This window comes from Actinosynnema sp. NPDC020468 (assembly GCF_040642015.1).
In the GTDB taxonomy this organism is placed as follows: Bacteria; Actinomycetota; Actinomycetes; order Mycobacteriales; family Pseudonocardiaceae; genus Actinosynnema.
In genome coordinates this window covers 84,097-99,917 of the sequence record NZ_JBFAEO010000002.1, presented here as the reverse complement: position 1 = coordinate 99,917, position 15,821 = coordinate 84,097, and the positions used below count along the sequence as shown (strand labels likewise).

Genomic DNA, 15,821 nt, shown 5'->3' with positions numbered 1-15,821 from the left:
CATCACTGATTGCTGCAACCGAGGTTTCCGGCACCCTTAGACGGAAGTCGCACGCCGTCGTCAACTACAGAACGATGCGGTTGCGTCCCCCGTTCGGGCAAAGTACCCGGGTACCGGGGGAAGCGAAGGGGAGAAACGATGATCGAGGCGATCGGCCTCACCAAGCGCTACGGCAACACGGTCGCCGTCGACGACCTGTCGTTCACCGTGGCGCCCGGCCGGGTGACGGGGTTCCTCGGGCCGAACGGCGCGGGCAAGTCCACCACCATGCGGATGATCCTCGGCCTCGACCGGCCGACGGCGGGCCGGGTGCTGATCGACGGGCAGCCGTACGCCAAGCTCGACCGCCCGCTGACCAAGGTCGGCGCGCTGCTGGACGCGAAGTGGGTGCACCCCAACCGGTCCGCGCACGCGCACCTGCGGTGGCTGGCGAAGTCGAACGGCCTGTCGACCCAGCGGGTGGACGAGGTGCTCGACCTCGTGGGCCTCACCAAGGTCGCCAAGCGGCGCGCGGGCGGTTTCTCGCTCGGCATGTCGCAGCGCCTCGGCATCGCGGGCGCACTTCTGGGTGACCCGAAAGTATTGCTGTTCGATGAACCGGTGAACGGGTTGGACCCGGAGGGAATCCTCTGGATCCGCCACTTCATGCAGGGACTCGCGGCCGAGGGTCGGACGGTGCTGGTGTCCTCGCACCTGTTGTCCGAAATGGCGCTGACGGCGCAGGACCTGGTCGTGATCGGGCGCGGCAAGCTGATCTCGCAGAGCACGACCGAGGAGTTCGTGGAGCGCTCGACCGAGAACACGGTCCGCGTCCGCAGCCCGCACGCCGACAAGCTGGGCGCGATGCTCATCGACAAGGGCTTCACGGTCCGTGAGGACTCCGACGGCTCGCTCACCGTCTCGGGAGCGACGAGCGACCAGATCGGGGATATCGCCGGGTCCACCGGCGTGGTGTTGCACGAGTTGAGCCCGCAGCGCGGTTCACTCGAACAGGCCTTCATGCAGCTCACCGGCGATTCGGTCGAGTACCACACCGAAATCACCACCGAGACGGGGAAGTGAACCGGGATGACTCTGCTCGCCGTTGAACGGATCAAGCTCTTCTCCACGCGGTCGCCGTGGTGGTGCATGCTCCTGGCGCTGGGGTTGACCGTCGGCATCACCGGGATCATCGCGGCGAACTGGCAGGACTCGCCGATGCCCGTGATCGGCACCGTGTTCACCTACACGTTCGGGCTCTACGTCATCATGGTGATGGCCGCACTCGCGGTGACCACCGAATACCGCTTCGGCACCATCCGCTCCACCTTCCAGGCGGTGCCCGACCGGGTGTCGGCACTGGTGGCCAAGGCCGTCGTGGTGACGCTGCTCGCGGGCCTGGTCGGCGAGGCCGTCGGGTTCGGCTCGTGGGGCCTGAGCAACCTGCTGGCCAAGGACACCTCGCAGCTCGCGCTGAACTCGGCCAACGACTGGCGGCACGTCGCCGGCATCGGCCTGGTCTACGCGGCGGGCGCGATCCTCGCGGTCGGCGTCGGCACGCTGGTGCGGCAGACCGCCGGCGCGGTGTCGATCATCCTGGTGTTCGCGCTGGTGCTGGAAAGCGTGGTCGGCCTCATCCCCAAGATCGGCGACGACATCCAGAAGTGGATGCCGTTCACGGTCGCCAACAAGTTCATCTACGGCAGCCCGGACCCCGGTTCGCTGCCGGAGGGCGCGGGTCCGCCCGCGATCGGCGAGCTGAGCCCGTGGGGTTCGCTCGGGTACTTCGTCGGCATCGCGCTGGCGGTGTTCGTGATCTCGCTCGTGGTCGCGAAGCGGCGGGACGCGTAGCTCGTCCGGACGGGGGGCTCGAACCACTTTCGGGGGGTGGTTCGAGCCCCCTTCGGCTACTTTCGGGAGTCGGGGGAATCATGCTCGAAGCAACCGGACTGACCAAGCACTACGGGAAGACCGTGGCGGTGGACGACCTGTCGTTCACCGTGGCGCCGGGGCGGGTGACGGGGTTCCTCGGGCCCAACGGCGCGGGCAAGTCCACCACCATGCGGATGATCCTCGGGCTGGACCGGCCGACCGCGGGCCGGGTGCTGATCGACGGCAAGCCCTACACGTCGCTGGCCAGGCCGCTGACCAAGGTGGGCGCGCTGCTGGACGCGAAGTGGGTGCACCCCAACCGGTCCGCGCGGGCGCACCTGCGGTGGCTCGCCAAGTCCAACGGCATCTCCTACCGGCGGGTGGACGAGGTGCTCGACGTCGTCGGGTTGACCTCGGTGGCAGGCAAGCGCGCGGGCGGGTTCTCGCTCGGCATGTCGCAGCGCCTGGGCATCGCGGGAGCCCTGCTGGGCGACCCGGAGGTGCTGCTGTTCGACGAGCCGGTCAACGGGCTCGACCCCGAGGGCATCCTGTGGATCCGCCAGTTCCTGCACCGGCTCGCCGACCAGGGTCGGACCGTGTTCGTGTCCTCGCACCTGCTGTCGGAGATGGCGCAGACCGCGCAGGACCTGATCGTGATCGGGCGCGGCAGGCTGATCTCCCAGACGTCGACCGAGCAGTTCATCCAGGACGCCACCGAGGACACCGTGAAGGTGCGGTCGCCCGAGCTGGACCGGCTGCGCGCGCTGCTCGGCGACGACGCGCGGGTGGACGACGTCGAGGGCTCGATCGTGGTGCACGGCCTCGAGCCCGCCCGGATCGGCGAGCTGGCCGCGTCCAACGGGATCACGCTGCACGAGTTGAGCCCGCAGCGCGGTTCGCTCGAAGAGGCGTTCATGCAGTTGACCAAGGAATCCGTGGAGTACCACGGGGCCGAGTAGGGCCGTTCGCGCCCCGGAGTCCGGGAGTGGACCACTCGCGGACTCCGAGTGGTGGCCGCGCGGGTTTGCGTGGTGCGTTTTCGGGGTAAGGGCGAGTGGTTCCGACGGTTTTTGTTTTCTTCCGGTGCGCCCTGTTGGTGGAAGTCCGCCCTGGTCAGCCCTGTGGGTGAGGTCACAGCTATTCCATGTCGGTGATGTTTCGAATATGTCCGCGACGGCAAGTGGAGTAAGGGGTTCGTTAAGACCACGTGAACTCCCGCACATCGGCGAGACAAGTGGTTCTGAAGCCGGTCAGATGGAAAGTGACGAATCGTGAGGCGGAGGTGTACCGCACGCGAATTCGGCTACCCCCGTCAAGGAACCCCCGGAGGTGAACCCGTGACGGTGCTTGATCCGGACGTGAACGCCGACCCGTCGGCCACCAAGTCCAAGAAGCTGCCACGGCAACGAGACCACGCCCTGCGCGTCGAGCCGATGCTCGCGCTCGAGTGGTCGTCCGCCATCGAACCCGCGGGTGGCGTCGGCATCGCCGACTCGCCCGCGCAGAACCGTCGAGCCTGGATCCACCGGGCGGACGAGGACCAGGTCCTCACCCTGTTCCGCGCCGTCGGGGCGCAGGCGCCCGCACCGTGGTGGCTGCGCGCGCTCGACCGCGGCCGGATCGCCTCGCGCGCGGCGGCGTTCGCCGTCGAGGACGAGGTGACCGCGCTGCTGGCCGAACGCCCGGGCTGGGTGTTCGTGCCGTGGGCCTCCGAGGGCGAGGTCGGCTACTGGGAGTTCGTGCCGTCGGAAAGCGGCGTGTACGGCCCGGCCGAACCCACCACCGTCCAGTTCACCGACCGCCACACCGGTTTCGTGGACCTGCTCCCCGCGCACCGCGGACACGGGCAGCGCCACCCGATCGAGTTCACCCCCGCCGGCCTGCGCGAGCAGATCGAGGACCTGGAGAACATCGCCTAGCGCACCACCTAGGCTGTACGCCCGTGACGTCCAGCCGAGAGCGACCTGCCCACCACCGTTCCGTCGTGTCCTACGTGCAACGCGGCGAGCGGATGACGGTCGGGCAGGAACGCGCCTGGGACCGCCACTGGGAGCGTCTGGGCCGCGAGGTCAAGGCGCTCCCGGCCGGTCCCGTGGACTTCACGTCCTGGTTCGGCCGCGAGGCACCCGTGCTGCTGGAGATCGGCTCGGGCATGGGCGAGACCACGTCGCAACTGGTCGCCGCCGCGCCCGAGCTGAACTACGTCGCCGTCGAGGTCTACAAGCCCGGTGTCGCCCAACTGCTGATGCGCGCCGAGTCGTTGCAGGTCACGAACCTTCGGGTGTTCCGGGGTGACGCCGTCGACCTGCTGACCGAGCACGTGCCCGAGGGCTCGTTGCACGGCGTGCGGATCTTCTTCCCCGACCCGTGGCCCAAGAAGAAGCACCACAAGCGGCGGCTCGTGCAGCCGGAGTTCGTGCGACTGCTCGCCACCCGGCTGGAGGTCGGCGGCACGCTGCACCTGGCCACGGACTGGGAGCACTACGCCGAGCAGATGCTCGAGGTCTGCTCCGCCGAACCGCTGCTGCGCAACCCGCACGAGTCGTGGGCGCCGCGCCCCGACTGGCGGCCGGTGACGAAGTTCGAGCAGCGGGCCGTGGAGGAGGAGCGGATCAGCCGCGACCTCATGTTCACCCGGATCGAGACCACCTGACCGGGTACTCAAGTCCGGTCCCGGCGGGGTGACGTGGACTCCTCGTCGTTCCGTCACCCCATCGGGCGAGGGAACATGATCAGTCCGGGTGCCCCTTCTGGCAGTGACGGGTGACGAGGTTTCGTCATTACGGTCACCAGCCGTGACCGCTGACATCCTGGACGTCGCGGAGGCCTTCCTCCGGATGTTCCACATCGCCCACCCGGAAGCCGGGGCCGTCGGACCCAGACTCGCCGAGGTCCGCGCCGAGATCGACGCCACCGGCACGTACCGGCACACCACGCCCGAGCTGAACTACGGCGCGCGCATCGCGCTGCGGGACAGCGGCTGGTGCACGAGCGGACTGCCGTGGCGCCGGCTCAAGGTGCGCGACCTGCGCGGGCTGCGCAACGCCGCCGCGGTGGCCGCCGAGTGCGTCGAGCACCTCCGGCTCGCCACCAACGGCGGTCGGATCCGGCCGCTGGTCACCGTGTTCGCGCCGGACTCGCCGGGCGGGCCGGGGCCGTGCGTGTGGAACGAGCAGCTGGTCCGGTACGCGGGTCACCCCGACGGCTCCGGCGACCGCCGCTACACCGCGTTCACCGAGGCCGTGACGCACCTCGGCTGGCGCCCGCCGGCCATGCCGACCGCGTTCGACCCGTTGCCGATCGTGGTCGAGACCGCGCACGAGGGACCGCGGCTGTTCACCCTGCCGGGCGACGTCGTGCACGAGGTGTGCCTGGAGCACCCCGACCTGCCGTGGTTCGGGCGGCTCGGGCTGCGCTGGCACAGCGTGCCGGTGATCACGAACATGCGGATGGACATCGGCGGCGTGAACTACCCCGCCGCGCCGTTCAACTCGTGGTTCGTCGGCTCGGAGATCGGCGCCCGCAGCCTCGGCGACGAGCACGCCTACGGCGCCGCGCGGCAGGTCGCCGAGGCACTGGGCCTCGACACGTCCACCGAGCGCTCGCTGTGGCGCGACCGCGCGGTGGTCGAGCTCAACCGGGCCGTGCTGCACTCGTTCGACCTGGCGCAGGTCACCATCACCGACCACCACGCCGAATCGCGGCACCGGCTGTCCTGGCTGCGGTCGCGGCAGAGGTCGGCCGGCAACCGGCCCGCGTTCCGGCTCGACCACGCCGCGGCCCACCGCGCCCGCGCCGGCGGCCCCGGGCGGTTCTCCGCTTCCCCGGCGGAAACCACCCGACCGCACCCGGCGATCGCGGAGCTGGTCTGACTACGAATCCGTGATCACGCCCGCGAGGGCCATCAGCACCAGCACCAACAGGCCGATCCCCGCACCGATCCAGGTCGCCACCGTGGTGAACATGGCCATTCCTCCTTTCCCCGACTTCGTTTCCAGGGTCACCCCCGGAAACGTCATCCGACATCGGCCAGTGGGGTACAACCGCGCGTGTTCGGGTCAGACCTCCGGCTGACCCGCCGCGATACCGGGGTCGGACGCGTTCCCGCGGTGGACGACCTACCGTGACGTCTCGTGGACAGCTCGGACCTCGGCTGGCGCGCGCTCGCCCGACGGCAGTGGCCGCTCGCGGGCGCGCTCGCCTTCCTGCTCGCCCTCGAGACCTTCGGCGACGCGCCCTGGTGGCAGTTCCCGGGCACGGCGGCGGTGTCCGTGCTGGCGATCGTCGCGCCACGCCGCCCGTTCGACGCCTGCCTGGCCGCGGCGACCGCGCTGCTCGCGTCGTCGGTGGTGCTGCGGCTCGCGGACACGCCGTCGTCCGTGCCGTTCACCGGCGGGCTGGTGGTGTCCGAGGGCGCGGCGTCGATGGCGCTGATCGCGATCGCGGTGCGGCAGGCCTCGCCCGCGCGGGCCGTCCTCGGACCCCTGGTGCTGGTGGCGGCGGCATTCGTCACGCAGTGGATCCGGCCGCCCTACTGGGAGCGGTATGCCGCGAAGTACGACTTCGCCGGGCCGGACGTGCTCCAGGAGGTCGTGGCGCTGACGATCGTGCTGGTGCTGGCCGTGGGCACCGGCCTGTACTTCCGGGCGCGCGACCGGGAGCGGTCGACCGCCGTGCGCGCCGAGGTGGCCGCCGCGCAGCACGCCGAGCGGATGGCGCTGGCGCGCGAGCTGCACGACGTGGTGGCGCATTACGTCACCGGGATCGTGGTGCACGCGCAGGCCGCGCAGGCGGTTCCCGGCGCGGCGCAGGAGGTGCTGCCGGTGATCGTGTCGTCGGGCAACGAGGCGCTGACCGCGATGCGGAGGCTCGTCGGCACGTTGCGGGGCAACGAGGCGGACGCGCCGGCGGCGTCCAACGACCTGGCGCGGGACGTGCGGGCGGTGGTGGAGGAGTCCGGCCAGCCCGTGCGACTGCGGGTGGACCTGCCCTCGGACGTGCCGACGTCGTTGGAGCGCTCGGTGCTGCGGTTGGTGCAGGAATCCTTGACCAACAGCCGGAAGCACGCCGAGGGAGTGTCCCTTGTGGACGTTTCGGTGACGGTGGTCGACGACGCGGTCGTCGTGCTGGTGACCGACGACGGGCGCGAGGGCCGGTCGGCGCCGGTCGGCGGGTCCGGCGGATTCGGGCTGATCGGCATGCGCGAGCGGGTGGAGCTGCTCGGCGGTCGGTTCACCGCCGGGCGGATCGCGTCGGGCGGGTGGCAGGTGCGCGCCGAGTTGCCGATCGCATAGTGCCGGCGCGGTGGTCGTGCGGCAGGATCCCGGTATGCCGCTTCGCCTCCACGCACCCGTCGTCCTGCCGTGCGACCCCGAGTGCTCCGTCCTGCGCGACGCCGTGGTCGACGTCGACGGCGGTCGGGTCGTGCACGTCGGTCCGCTCGCCACCGCGCCCGCGTTCGCCGGAGAGGTGCGCGAGCTGACCGGGATCCTGTTGCCCGGCTTGGTGAACGCCCACGCGCACAGCCCGATGGTGGTGCTGCGCGGGCTCGGCGGCGACCTGCCGCTGCTGCGGTGGCTGCGCGAGGCGATGTGGCCCGCCGAGGCGAAGATGCGGCCGTCGGACATCCGGGCCGGGCAGCTGCTGGGCGCGGTCGAGATGCTGCGCAACGGCGTGACCACCAGCGCCGAGATGTACTTCCACGGCGAGCAACTGGTCGACGCGGTGCTCGCGGCCGGGTCCCGGGTGCTGTTCGGCGGGGCGATCATGGACCTGCCCGGGTTGCCGTGGAAGCCGATGACCGACGAGATCAGCCGGTGGATCGACGCCGACGGGCTGCGGTTCGGGCCGCACGAGCGGGTCGAGCTGGGTTACGGGCCGCACTCGGCGTACGTGCTGTCGCCGGAGGCGCTGGGCGCGGTCGCGGACGAGGCCCGGTCGCGCGGGGCGCTGCTCCAGATCCACGTGGCCGAGTCGCCGGACGAGGACCAGGCGCAGCGCGCGTCCCACGGCTCCGTGCCGCGGCTGCTGGAGGCCTCGGGGGTGCTGGGCGGGCGGGTGCTGTCGGCGCACTCGGTGCACCTGTCGCCGGAGGACGTGTCGATCTACACCGCGCACGGTGTCGGCGTCGCGCACTGCCCGGGGTCGAACACCAAGCTGGCGTCCGGGATCGCGCCGCTGCGGCAGTACCTGGACGCGGGGGTGGCCGTCGGGTTGGGCACGGACGGGCCCGCGTCGAACGACGACCTCGACCTGTTCGAGGAGGCCCGGTTGGCGGCGTTGCTGTCGCGGGTGACCACGGCCGACGCGACGTCGATGCGGGCGGCGGACGCGTTGCTGCTGGCGACCCGGGGCGGGGCGGCGGCGTTGGGGCGGGACGACCTGGGTGCCCTGGAGGTGGGGCGGTGGGCGGACGTGGTGCATGTGGACGTGGACGACCCGGCCTTCGCGACCGGGTTGGACGCGCCCGACTCGCAGGTGCTGGCGAACCTGGTGTGGGCTTCGGGGACCCGGCGGGTCAAGGACGTGTGGGTGGGTGGGGAGCAGGTGGTCGCCGGTGGGGAGACCACGCTGGTGGACCGGCGGGAGGCGCAGGCCGGGGTGCGTGAGGTGGCTCGGCGGCTGCGGTAGGCGGTTGCCTTGGGGTTCTTGTTCGTTGCGCGGGCTTCGGCCGGTCGGGCTTTCGGGCGATCAGGCTTTCGGTCGGCTGAGCGGTCGGGCCTGCGGTCGGCGGGCCGGTTGCGGTCGGCGGGTCACCGGGGGCGCGGTCGGAGGACGACCTGGGTGAAGTGCGCGTCGTTCGGCGCGAGCACCACGTGCTTCACCGCGTCGGCGACGGACTCCGCGGTCAGGTAGTTGTCGGGCTCGTAGGCGCCGGACTCCTGCGCCCGGACGTCCCGCTGCATGTCGGTGTCGGTGCGTCCGGGGTGGATCGAGGACACCCGCAGGGCCGGCTCCTCGGCGCGGAGCGCGTCGCCGAACGCCTTCAACGCGAACTTGCTCGCCGCGTACACGCCCCATCCGGGGTTCGCCTGGAGCCCGGCACCGGAGTTGATCAGCACCACGTCGCCCCGCGCCGCCCGCAACAGCGGAAGCGTGAGCCGCGTCAACTCGGCCACGGCCACCACGTTGATCTCCAACGTCCGCCGCCACACGTCCGCCCCGGCCTCCGCCAACGGCCCGAGTTCGGCGACCCCGGCGCTGTGCACCAGGACATCCAGCCGCTCGAGGCCCTCCACGGCCCGGGCGACCTGCGCCGAATCCCCCAACTCCACCGGCCACGGCGTCGCACCCGGCAACGTCCCGGCCAGATCGTTCAACGCGTCAACATCCCGACCACCCAACAAAAGATCGTGCGTAGACGCGAGCGCTCGCGCCACCGCCGCACCGATTCCCCGGGAAGCACCAGTGATCAGACCGACAGGTCGACTCATACCCGCGACCCTATCCGCCACCTGCCGCCCGCCCGGCGTGTTCCCATCCACCTACTTCCCCCATGTCCCCTTGTTCAACAATCCAACCACCAAATCGTTGAACAATCCCCTCATTGAACAATGACTGGCCTGGTTGACTGATCCAACGATTCAATCGTTCAACAATCCACACGCAGACGGGCCGCTCGCCTGCCAGCTGCCAAGCGGCCGCTCCGGGCTGCGCCCGGGTCACGCTGGGTCACGCTGGGCCGCCCTGGGTCACGCTGGGCAGCGCCGGGTCACGCCGAAGTCGCGAGGCGGTCGCGCTGCCGAAATCCCAGGCCGCCAAGGCGAAAGGGCGCAGGAGGGCGCAGGGGTCGGGGGCTGCCGGAGTCGAGGGCTTCCAGAGTCGCAGACTGCCGGAGTTACAGACTGCCGGTGTCGCGGTGGCCAGGAGCAAGGACCAGGAGCGCAGGGGCGGCGCTGCCGGAGTCGCAGGTGAGCGGAGGTCGCGGATCGCAGGGGCCGCTGGGGTAGCGGGGCTGCTGGGGTAGCGGGGCCGTCGGAGTCGCGGGTCGGAGGGGAGCAGAGTCCCAGAGGCGCGGAAGTCGGGAGTTGTGGGTCGCCGAGGGGTGCAGGACAGCGAGGTGGTCGCCGGCACACAAAAAGCGCAGAGGTCTAACGACTGCAAGGTGGCCGAGCTGGTCACAGGGCGCTGCGGGGGCGCGCAGGTGGCGGGCGGGCGGCGTGTGAGCACGGTTGCTCCGCTGTGGTGCCGGCACGCGGCTGGCACAGCGGGTGCGTCGGGCGCTGCGGGCTCTGCGGGTGCGTCGGGCTCTGCGGGTGCCTGCCGCCGCGTGGTGGGCACAGGTCGAGCGCGGCGAACGCCTGCCGTAGCGCTGTGGGTGTCCGTCGCGCGGCGAACGCCTGCCGCAGAGCCATTCCATGAGCACCGGTCGAGCCGCCGACGCCTGCCGCGGGGTGGTGTGCGGCAGGCGTCGGGGTGGCCGGGGTGGTCAGCCGCAGACTCGGCCGCGGTCCTTCTTCCAGGACACGACCACGGCCGGACGGGGTTGGGAGGTGCCGCCGTCGGGCCAGTGGGAAAGGGGGTTGTTCGCCGAGGCGCCGTCGATTTCGCCCGGGTGTTGGACCGAGACCAGGACGAAGTCGTCCTCGATCCACGGGCCGCAGGTTTCCGCGCCCTTCGGCACGGTCAGGAACTGCTTCAGGTGGCCGCGGTACTTGCCCTCGACCGGGACGGCGAACAAGCCGTCGTTGGACTTCAGGGCGTTGCCGTCGGTCGAGATCCACAGGTTGCCGTGGGAGTCGAAGGCGACGTTGTCCGGGCACGAGATCGGCGAGACCTGGGTCTTGTCGTAGCCGCCGAAGTACGTGTCCGCGGACGTCGGGTCGCCGCACACCAGCAGCAGCTTCCAGGAGAACGTCAGCGCCGTGTTGTCACCGCGCTTCTCCTCGAGCTCCAGCACGTGCCCGTGCTTGTTGCCGACGCGCGGGTTGATCTCGGTCGCGCCTTCCTTGCCCGCCTTGCCGCGGTCGGTGTTGTTGGTCAGCGCGGCGTACACGCGGCGGTTGCGCGGGTTCGGCTCGACGTCCTCGGGGCGGTCCATCTTCGTCGGGCCGACCTTGTCGGCGGCCAGGCGGGTGAAGACGTAGACCTCCTCGGCGGTGAAGCCGGGCACGAAGGACTTGTCGCCCGACACCAGCGGGATCCACTCGCCGGTGCCGTCGAACTCGCCGTCGGCCGGGAGCTTGCCGGTGCCGTCGAACTCGCCCGCCGGCGAGTCGCCGGTGAACTTCGCGACGTACAGCGTGCCCTTGTCGAGCAGCTTCTTGTTGTGCTCACGGGCGAACCGGCTGTTGCCCGGCTTGTACTTCCCGTCCGACACGAACTTGTACATGTAGTCGAAGCGCTCGTCGTCGCCCATGTACGCGACCACGCGGCCGTCGCGGGCGATGATCACGTTCGCGCCCTCGTGCTTGAACCGGCCGAGCGCGGTGTGCTTGACCGGCGTCGAGGTCGGGTCGAGCGGGTCGATCTCCACGATCCAGCCGAACCGGTTGACCTCGTTGGGTTCCTGGGCGATGTCGAAGCGCTTGTCGAACTTCTCCCACTTGCGCGTCGACGTGCCGGAGACCAGCCCGTAGCGGGTGAGGCGCTCCTTGACGACCGGGTCGGTGACCGTGTTGCCGTTGGCGAAGTACTGGTTGAAGTTCTCCTCGCCGGACAGGATCGTGCCCCACGGGGTGACGCCGCCGGCGCAGTTGTTCTGCGTTCCCAACACCTTCGTGCCGGTCGGGTCGACGCTGGTCTTGAGGTACTGGGACCCCGCGGCCGGCCCCGTCACCTTGAACGGCGTGGTGAGCGTGATGCGGCGGTTGTAGCGGCGGTCGACCTTGGGGACCAGCTTGCCGCTGCGGCGGTCGCGCTCGACCAGGACCACGGACAGGCCGTGCGCGGCCCACGCGATCTCGACGTGCTCGCGCTTGGGGTCGGCGCCGTTCCAGTCCTTGAACATGAACTCTTCGGTGGTGTACTCGTGGTTGCTGACCATGAGCCACTGGTCGTGGCGGTCCAGCGGCACGAGCCCGCAGAAGTCGTTGTTGAAGCCGAACTGCTGGGCCTGCGCGGCCGCGGTCTGCTTGTCGAAGTCGAACTTCGGCGCGCCGGGCAGGATCGGGTCGCCCCACCGGATGACGACGGAGTGGTCGTACCCGTCCGCGGTGACCACGCGGTCCTCGGTGTTCGGCGCGACGGCGGTGAAGTTCAGCCCGTCGCGTCGCCGACCGCCACCCAGGTCCTTGTCGGCGGCCTCGACCTTGTCCGCGCCCTCGGTGCCGACCGGGGCCGCGACGGCGGTACCGGCGCCGACCAGACCCGCGCCGGCACCGGCGACGGCGAGCACCGCGCCGGCCTTGAGCAGCCCGCGCCTGCGCACCACGTCGCCGACGACGTCACCGAAGTACGCGTTGTCCGAGGTGTTGGGCGCCTCGTGGGCGCACGCGTCGCCGCAGCGGTACTTGCAGGTGATCGCCGACCGGCCCAGGGGGTGGTTGGGCAGCAAGGGCAGCAGGCGCCGACCCTGATTGGTGGATGAGGACACACGGACCTCCGAAATCGCTCAGTGGGAACTGGGCGACCGTAAGTGCGCAAATCCACCGCTGGGGAGCTACCGGATGAACGAAAAGCAAACACCTATCGGGTGGTATTTCGGAACGGGCTGGTCACGCCGCGTGTCGGCGAGGTGTCCAAAACCGATCACTCGCCGATCTTCTTGGCGGACAGCGTGACGGTCGTCGTGCAGTCGACCACCTGGCCCGCGGCGACGCTCTGCGCGACCGTCGTCCAGTTCCGGTCGAGGATCAGCAGACGGCCCTGACCTGTGGCGTCCTCCTCGCGGAGGAAGTACAGGCCGGCCGCCTGCATGGTGTCCTGCGCGGTCTGGTGGACCATGCCCACGACGTTCGGGACCGTGCAGGTCTTCGGCGGCGGTGACGTCTCGACCGCGCGCTCCGCGGTGGTGGTCGAAGTGGTCGGTGTTCCGCTCGGCGCCTTGTCGTCCGCCTTGTCGTCCGCGTTGGCGATCGCGCCGGCCACGACGAGTGCCGCGACGATGCCCACCGCCCACTTCACCTTGTTCGCCATCGAGGCCTCCCGATTCAGGTTCCCGCTTCCGGAGAGGCACCGTGGTCATACGTTCAGGTGAATTCAGCCCACCAATTCCTCACCGACGAGGACTGCCTCGTCGGTCACCGGGGCGTCCTCCTCCCGGCCGATCGCCAACAGGCAGGCGGCGAGCACGCAGCACACCGCGGCGACCACGAACGGCTGGGCGAGGTGGCTGACGAACGTGGCCGCCGCGGCGCCGCCCAGCCAGCGGAGGAAGTTGTAGCCGGCACTGGCCACCGGTCGCGGCGCCGGGCTCACGCTCATCGCCGTGCTGGTGAACAGGGTGTTGAGCAGTCCGGACACCAGGCCGCTGACGATCACCGCGACGACCAGCAGCGCCTTGTCGGGCACGGCCATGACCAGCATCAACGCCGCGAACGCGAGCACCGCCACGATCGTGGCGCGCCGTTCGCCCAGCAGGTCGGCGAACCGCGGCGCGAGCCACACGCTCGACACCGCCACGCACGCGCCCCAGCCGAAGAACACCAGTCCGATCCCGACCGCGCTCCACCGCAGCACGAACGGCGACCACGCCAGCACCGCGAAGAACGCGGCCGTGTAGAGGGCCGAGCCGAGCGCGGTGCGCAGCAGGCCGGGGTGGCGCAGCGCCTTGAGCGGGTCGAGCAGGCCGACGCGGTGGGTGGGCCTGTCGGCGTCGAGGAACACGGAGCAGAGCACGAACGCGATCAGCATGAGCACGGCCGTGCCGAGGAACGGCGCGCGCCAGGACACGCTGCCGAGCAGGGCGCCGAGCAGCGGTCCGACCGAGAGCCCGAGCCCGAGGGCGGCCTCGTAGAGCAGGATCGCGCCCTTCTGGCCGCCGGTCGCGGCGCCGACGATGACGCTGAGCGCGGTGGCGATGAAGAAGGCGTTGCCCAGGCCCCACACGGCGCGCAGGCCGACGAGTTGGCCGATGGTCCCGGCGAGCGCGCACAGCAGGGTGGCCGCGACGATCAGCGCGAGGCCGACGACCAGGGTCCGCTTGGCGCCGAACCGTGCGCTCGCCGCGCCGGTGAACAGCATCGCGAGGACCTGGACGCCCAGGTAGGAGGAGAACAGGAGGGTGACCTGCGACGGTGTCGCGTGCAGGCCTTCGGCGATGGACAACAGGATGGGGTCCACGAGGCCGATGCCCATGAACGCGATCACCGCGGCGAACGCCGTGACCCACACCTGACGGGGTTGGTCGAGGAAATTCACTTAGCTAGTCTAACATTATTTGTTTCGCCTAGCTAAGTAAGTGGGTTCACGCGGGGTGCCGGCGGGCGCAGTACGGTCGGTCGCGTGGATGCCGTGGTGTTCGACCTGGATGGCGTGCTCGTCGACTCCGAGCGGGTGTGGGACGAGGTGCGGCAAGCGTTTGCGGCGGCGCACGGCGGGGTGTGGTCGGCGGATACGACGCGGGCGATGCAGGGGATGAGCACGCCGGAGTGGGCGGCGTACCTGGTGTCGGAGGTGGGGGTGCGGCTGCCGGCGGCGCAGGTCGCGTCCGGCGTGGTCTCGGAGATGACCAGGCGGTACGCGGCCGGACCACCCGTGCTGCCGGACGCGGTCTCGGTGGTCCGGGCGGTGGCCTCCCGGGTGCCGGTGGCGATCGCGTCCTCGTCGCCGCCGGTGTTGATCTCGTCGTTCCTCCGGGCGACCGGGTTGGACGACGTGGTGCGGGTGGCGTTGAGCAGCGAGGAGGCCGGCGCCGGCAAGCCCGCGCCGGACGTGTACCTGCTCGCCGTCGCGCGACTGGGGGTGACGGCGTCGCGCTCGGCGGCGGTCGAGGACTCCACGAACGGGTTGAAATCGGCGTTGGCGGCGGGACTGACCGTGTTCGCGGTGCCGAACCCGCACTTCCCGCCGGACCCGGTGGTGCTCGCCCGGACGTCGGTGCTGGGGTCGTTGGCGGAGTTGCCCGGACTGCTTTGAGCCCGGGCGGTTCCGGCTTCGGGCCGCTCCGACTTCGGGTGGTTCCGATCTAGCCTCGGTGGCATGGGTCAACGAGTTGCGGTGGTCACCGGTGCGGCGCAGGGGATCGGGTTGCGGATCGCGGATCTGCTGCGGTCCGAGGGGTACGAGGTCGTCGGGTTCGACCTGCGGCCGACACCCGGTGGAGTGGTGGGTGACGTCGCTGATCCGGGTGACGTCGCGGCACTGGCGGCGCGGGTGGGGTCGCGGGTGGACGTGCTGGTGAACAACGCCGGCATCGCGGGCATCGTGCCGTTCGAGGACATGACGACGGAGCAGTGGTCGCGGATCCTGTCGGTGAACCTGACCGGGCCGTTCCTGCTGACGCAGGCGTTGGGGCGGGTGATGCTGGCCCGGGGGTCGGGGTCGGTGGTGAACATCGCGTCGGTGGCGGGGTTGACCGGGGTCGCGGATCGGGCGGCGTACAACACGACCAAGCACGGGTTGATCGGGCTGACGCGGACGCTCGCGGTGGAGTGGGGTGGGCGCGGGGTGCGGGTGAACGCGGTGTGCCCGGGGTGGGTGAAGACGGAGATGGACGTCGAGTCGCAGGCGGGCGGCCATTACGCGGACACGGACATCACCGACCACGTCCCCCTGGCCCGCTTCGCCCAGCCGGACGACATCGCGCAGGCCGTGTCGTTCCTGTCCGACCCGACCCGCAGCGGCTACATCAACGGCGTCGCGCTGCCGGTGGACGGCGGTTGGACGGCCGATGGCAGCTGGCAATCCCTTCGCCTGTCCAAACGCTGAACATCAGAATCGTTCAACAATCCCCCTCCTCAAGAGTAGAATCGTTCAACAATCCAACGCGGGGTCACGCGGGGTCACGCGGGGTCACGCGGGGTCACGCGGGGTCACGCGGGGTCACGCGGGGTCACGCGGGGTCACGCGGGGTCACGCGGGGTCACGCG

14 protein-coding genes are annotated in these 15,821 nt (G+C 70.6%); 10 read left to right on the top strand and 4 right to left on the bottom strand.

Annotation, left to right across the window (positions count from 1 at the left end; genetic code table 11):
- Window positions 1–138 precede the first annotated feature (138 nt).
- From AB0G50_RS02620 to AB0G50_RS02585, 8 genes are all read left to right on the top strand, one after another.
- Window positions 139–1,062 (top strand): ATP-binding cassette domain-containing protein, encoded by a 924-nt coding sequence (locus AB0G50_RS02620; RefSeq protein ID WP_360101454.1) that lies wholly within the window; start codon window positions 139–141, stop codon window positions 1,060–1,062.
- A gap of 6 nt (window positions 1,063–1,068) precedes the next feature.
- Window positions 1,069–1,830: a hypothetical protein gene (locus AB0G50_RS02615; protein WP_360101452.1), complete on the top strand. Its 762-nt coding sequence runs from the start codon at window positions 1,069–1,071 to the stop codon at window positions 1,828–1,830.
- An 80-nt stretch (window positions 1,831–1,910) separates the two neighbouring features.
- Entirely contained in the window at window positions 1,911–2,810 is a 900-nt protein-coding gene (locus tag AB0G50_RS02610) for an ABC transporter ATP-binding protein (protein ID WP_360101450.1), read from the top strand.
- A gap of 378 nt (window positions 2,811–3,188) precedes the next feature.
- Window positions 3,189–3,770, top strand: a complete 582-nt coding sequence (locus AB0G50_RS02605; RefSeq protein WP_360101448.1) for a hypothetical protein — start codon at window positions 3,189–3,191, stop codon at window positions 3,768–3,770.
- A gap of 92 nt (window positions 3,771–3,862) precedes the next feature.
- Window positions 3,863–4,504: a tRNA (guanosine(46)-N7)-methyltransferase TrmB gene (gene trmB / locus AB0G50_RS02600; protein WP_360101830.1), complete on the top strand. Its 642-nt coding sequence runs from the start codon at window positions 3,863–3,865 to the stop codon at window positions 4,502–4,504.
- Window positions 4,505–4,646: 142 nt separating this feature from the next.
- On the top strand, window positions 4,647–5,723 hold the full coding sequence (locus tag AB0G50_RS02595; RefSeq protein ID WP_360101446.1) for a nitric oxide synthase oxygenase: 1,077 nt from the start codon (window positions 4,647–4,649) through the stop codon (window positions 5,721–5,723).
- 261 nt (window positions 5,724–5,984) lie between these two features.
- Window positions 5,985–7,145 carry a histidine kinase gene (locus tag AB0G50_RS02590; protein WP_360101444.1) on the top strand — a complete coding sequence of 387 codons (1,161 nt, stop codon included), beginning with the start codon at window positions 5,985–5,987 and terminating at the stop codon, window positions 7,143–7,145.
- Between the two features lie 34 nt (window positions 7,146–7,179).
- Window positions 7,180–8,481, top strand: coding sequence for an amidohydrolase family protein (locus tag AB0G50_RS02585; protein WP_360101442.1), 1,302 nt, complete (start codon window positions 7,180–7,182; stop codon window positions 8,479–8,481).
- A 122-nt stretch (window positions 8,482–8,603) separates the two neighbouring features.
- On the opposite strand, the gene AB0G50_RS02580 is transcribed toward AB0G50_RS02585, so the two are convergent.
- The 4 genes from AB0G50_RS02580 to AB0G50_RS02565 all read right to left on the bottom strand — a co-directional run bounded on the left by AB0G50_RS02580 (window position 8,604) and on the right by AB0G50_RS02565 (window position 14,151).
- A complete protein-coding gene (locus AB0G50_RS02580) occupies window positions 8,604–9,284 on the bottom strand; it encodes an SDR family oxidoreductase (protein ID WP_360101440.1) in 681 nt (226 codons plus the stop codon).
- A gap of 995 nt (window positions 9,285–10,279) precedes the next feature.
- Window positions 10,280–12,385 (bottom strand): PhoX family phosphatase, encoded by a 2,106-nt coding sequence (locus tag AB0G50_RS02575; RefSeq protein WP_360101438.1) that lies wholly within the window; start codon window positions 12,383–12,385, stop codon window positions 10,280–10,282.
- 155 nt (window positions 12,386–12,540) lie between these two features.
- The gene (locus AB0G50_RS02570; RefSeq protein WP_360101436.1) at window positions 12,541–12,927 is read right to left on the bottom strand and encodes a hypothetical protein; all 387 of its coding nucleotides are present in this window, start codon (window positions 12,925–12,927) and stop codon (window positions 12,541–12,543) included.
- A gap of 63 nt (window positions 12,928–12,990) precedes the next feature.
- The gene (locus tag AB0G50_RS02565; RefSeq protein ID WP_360101434.1) at window positions 12,991–14,151 is read right to left on the bottom strand and encodes an MFS transporter; all 1,161 of its coding nucleotides are present in this window, start codon (window positions 14,149–14,151) and stop codon (window positions 12,991–12,993) included.
- Between the two features lie 84 nt (window positions 14,152–14,235).
- On the opposite strand from AB0G50_RS02565, the gene AB0G50_RS02560 reads away from it, so the two are divergent.
- A complete protein-coding gene (locus AB0G50_RS02560; protein WP_360101432.1) occupies window positions 14,236–14,868 on the top strand; it encodes an HAD family phosphatase in 633 nt (210 codons plus the stop codon).
- Between the two features lie 63 nt (window positions 14,869–14,931).
- Entirely contained in the window at window positions 14,932–15,660 is a 729-nt protein-coding gene (locus tag AB0G50_RS02555; RefSeq protein ID WP_360101430.1) for an SDR family oxidoreductase, read from the top strand.
- The last annotated feature ends 161 nt before the right edge of the window (window positions 15,661–15,821 follow it).

What these genes read in the sequence shown, in the direction of transcription:
- AB0G50_RS02585 (WP_360101442.1), top strand. Translation starts at nt 7,180, where the DNA reads ATGCCGCTTCGCCTCCACGCACCCGTCGTCCTGCCGTGCGACCCCGAG.
- trmB (WP_360101830.1), top strand. Translation starts at nt 3,863, where the DNA reads ATGACGGTCGGGCAGGAACGCGCCTGGGACCGCCACTGGGAGCGTCTG.
- AB0G50_RS02615 (WP_360101452.1), top strand. Translation starts at nt 1,069, where the DNA reads ATGACTCTGCTCGCCGTTGAACGGATCAAGCTCTTCTCCACGCGGTCG.
- AB0G50_RS02610 (WP_360101450.1), top strand. Translation starts at nt 1,911, where the DNA reads ATGCTCGAAGCAACCGGACTGACCAAGCACTACGGGAAGACCGTGGCG.
- AB0G50_RS02580 (WP_360101440.1), bottom strand. Translation starts at nt 9,284, where the DNA reads ATGAGTCGACCTGTCGGTCTGATCACTGGTGCTTCCCGGGGAATCGGT.
- AB0G50_RS02555 (WP_360101430.1), top strand. Translation starts at nt 14,932, where the DNA reads ATGGGTCAACGAGTTGCGGTGGTCACCGGTGCGGCGCAGGGGATCGGG.
- AB0G50_RS02620 (WP_360101454.1), top strand. Translation starts at nt 139, where the DNA reads ATGATCGAGGCGATCGGCCTCACCAAGCGCTACGGCAACACGGTCGCC.
- AB0G50_RS02570 (WP_360101436.1), bottom strand. Translation starts at nt 12,927, where the DNA reads ATGGCGAACAAGGTGAAGTGGGCGGTGGGCATCGTCGCGGCACTCGTC.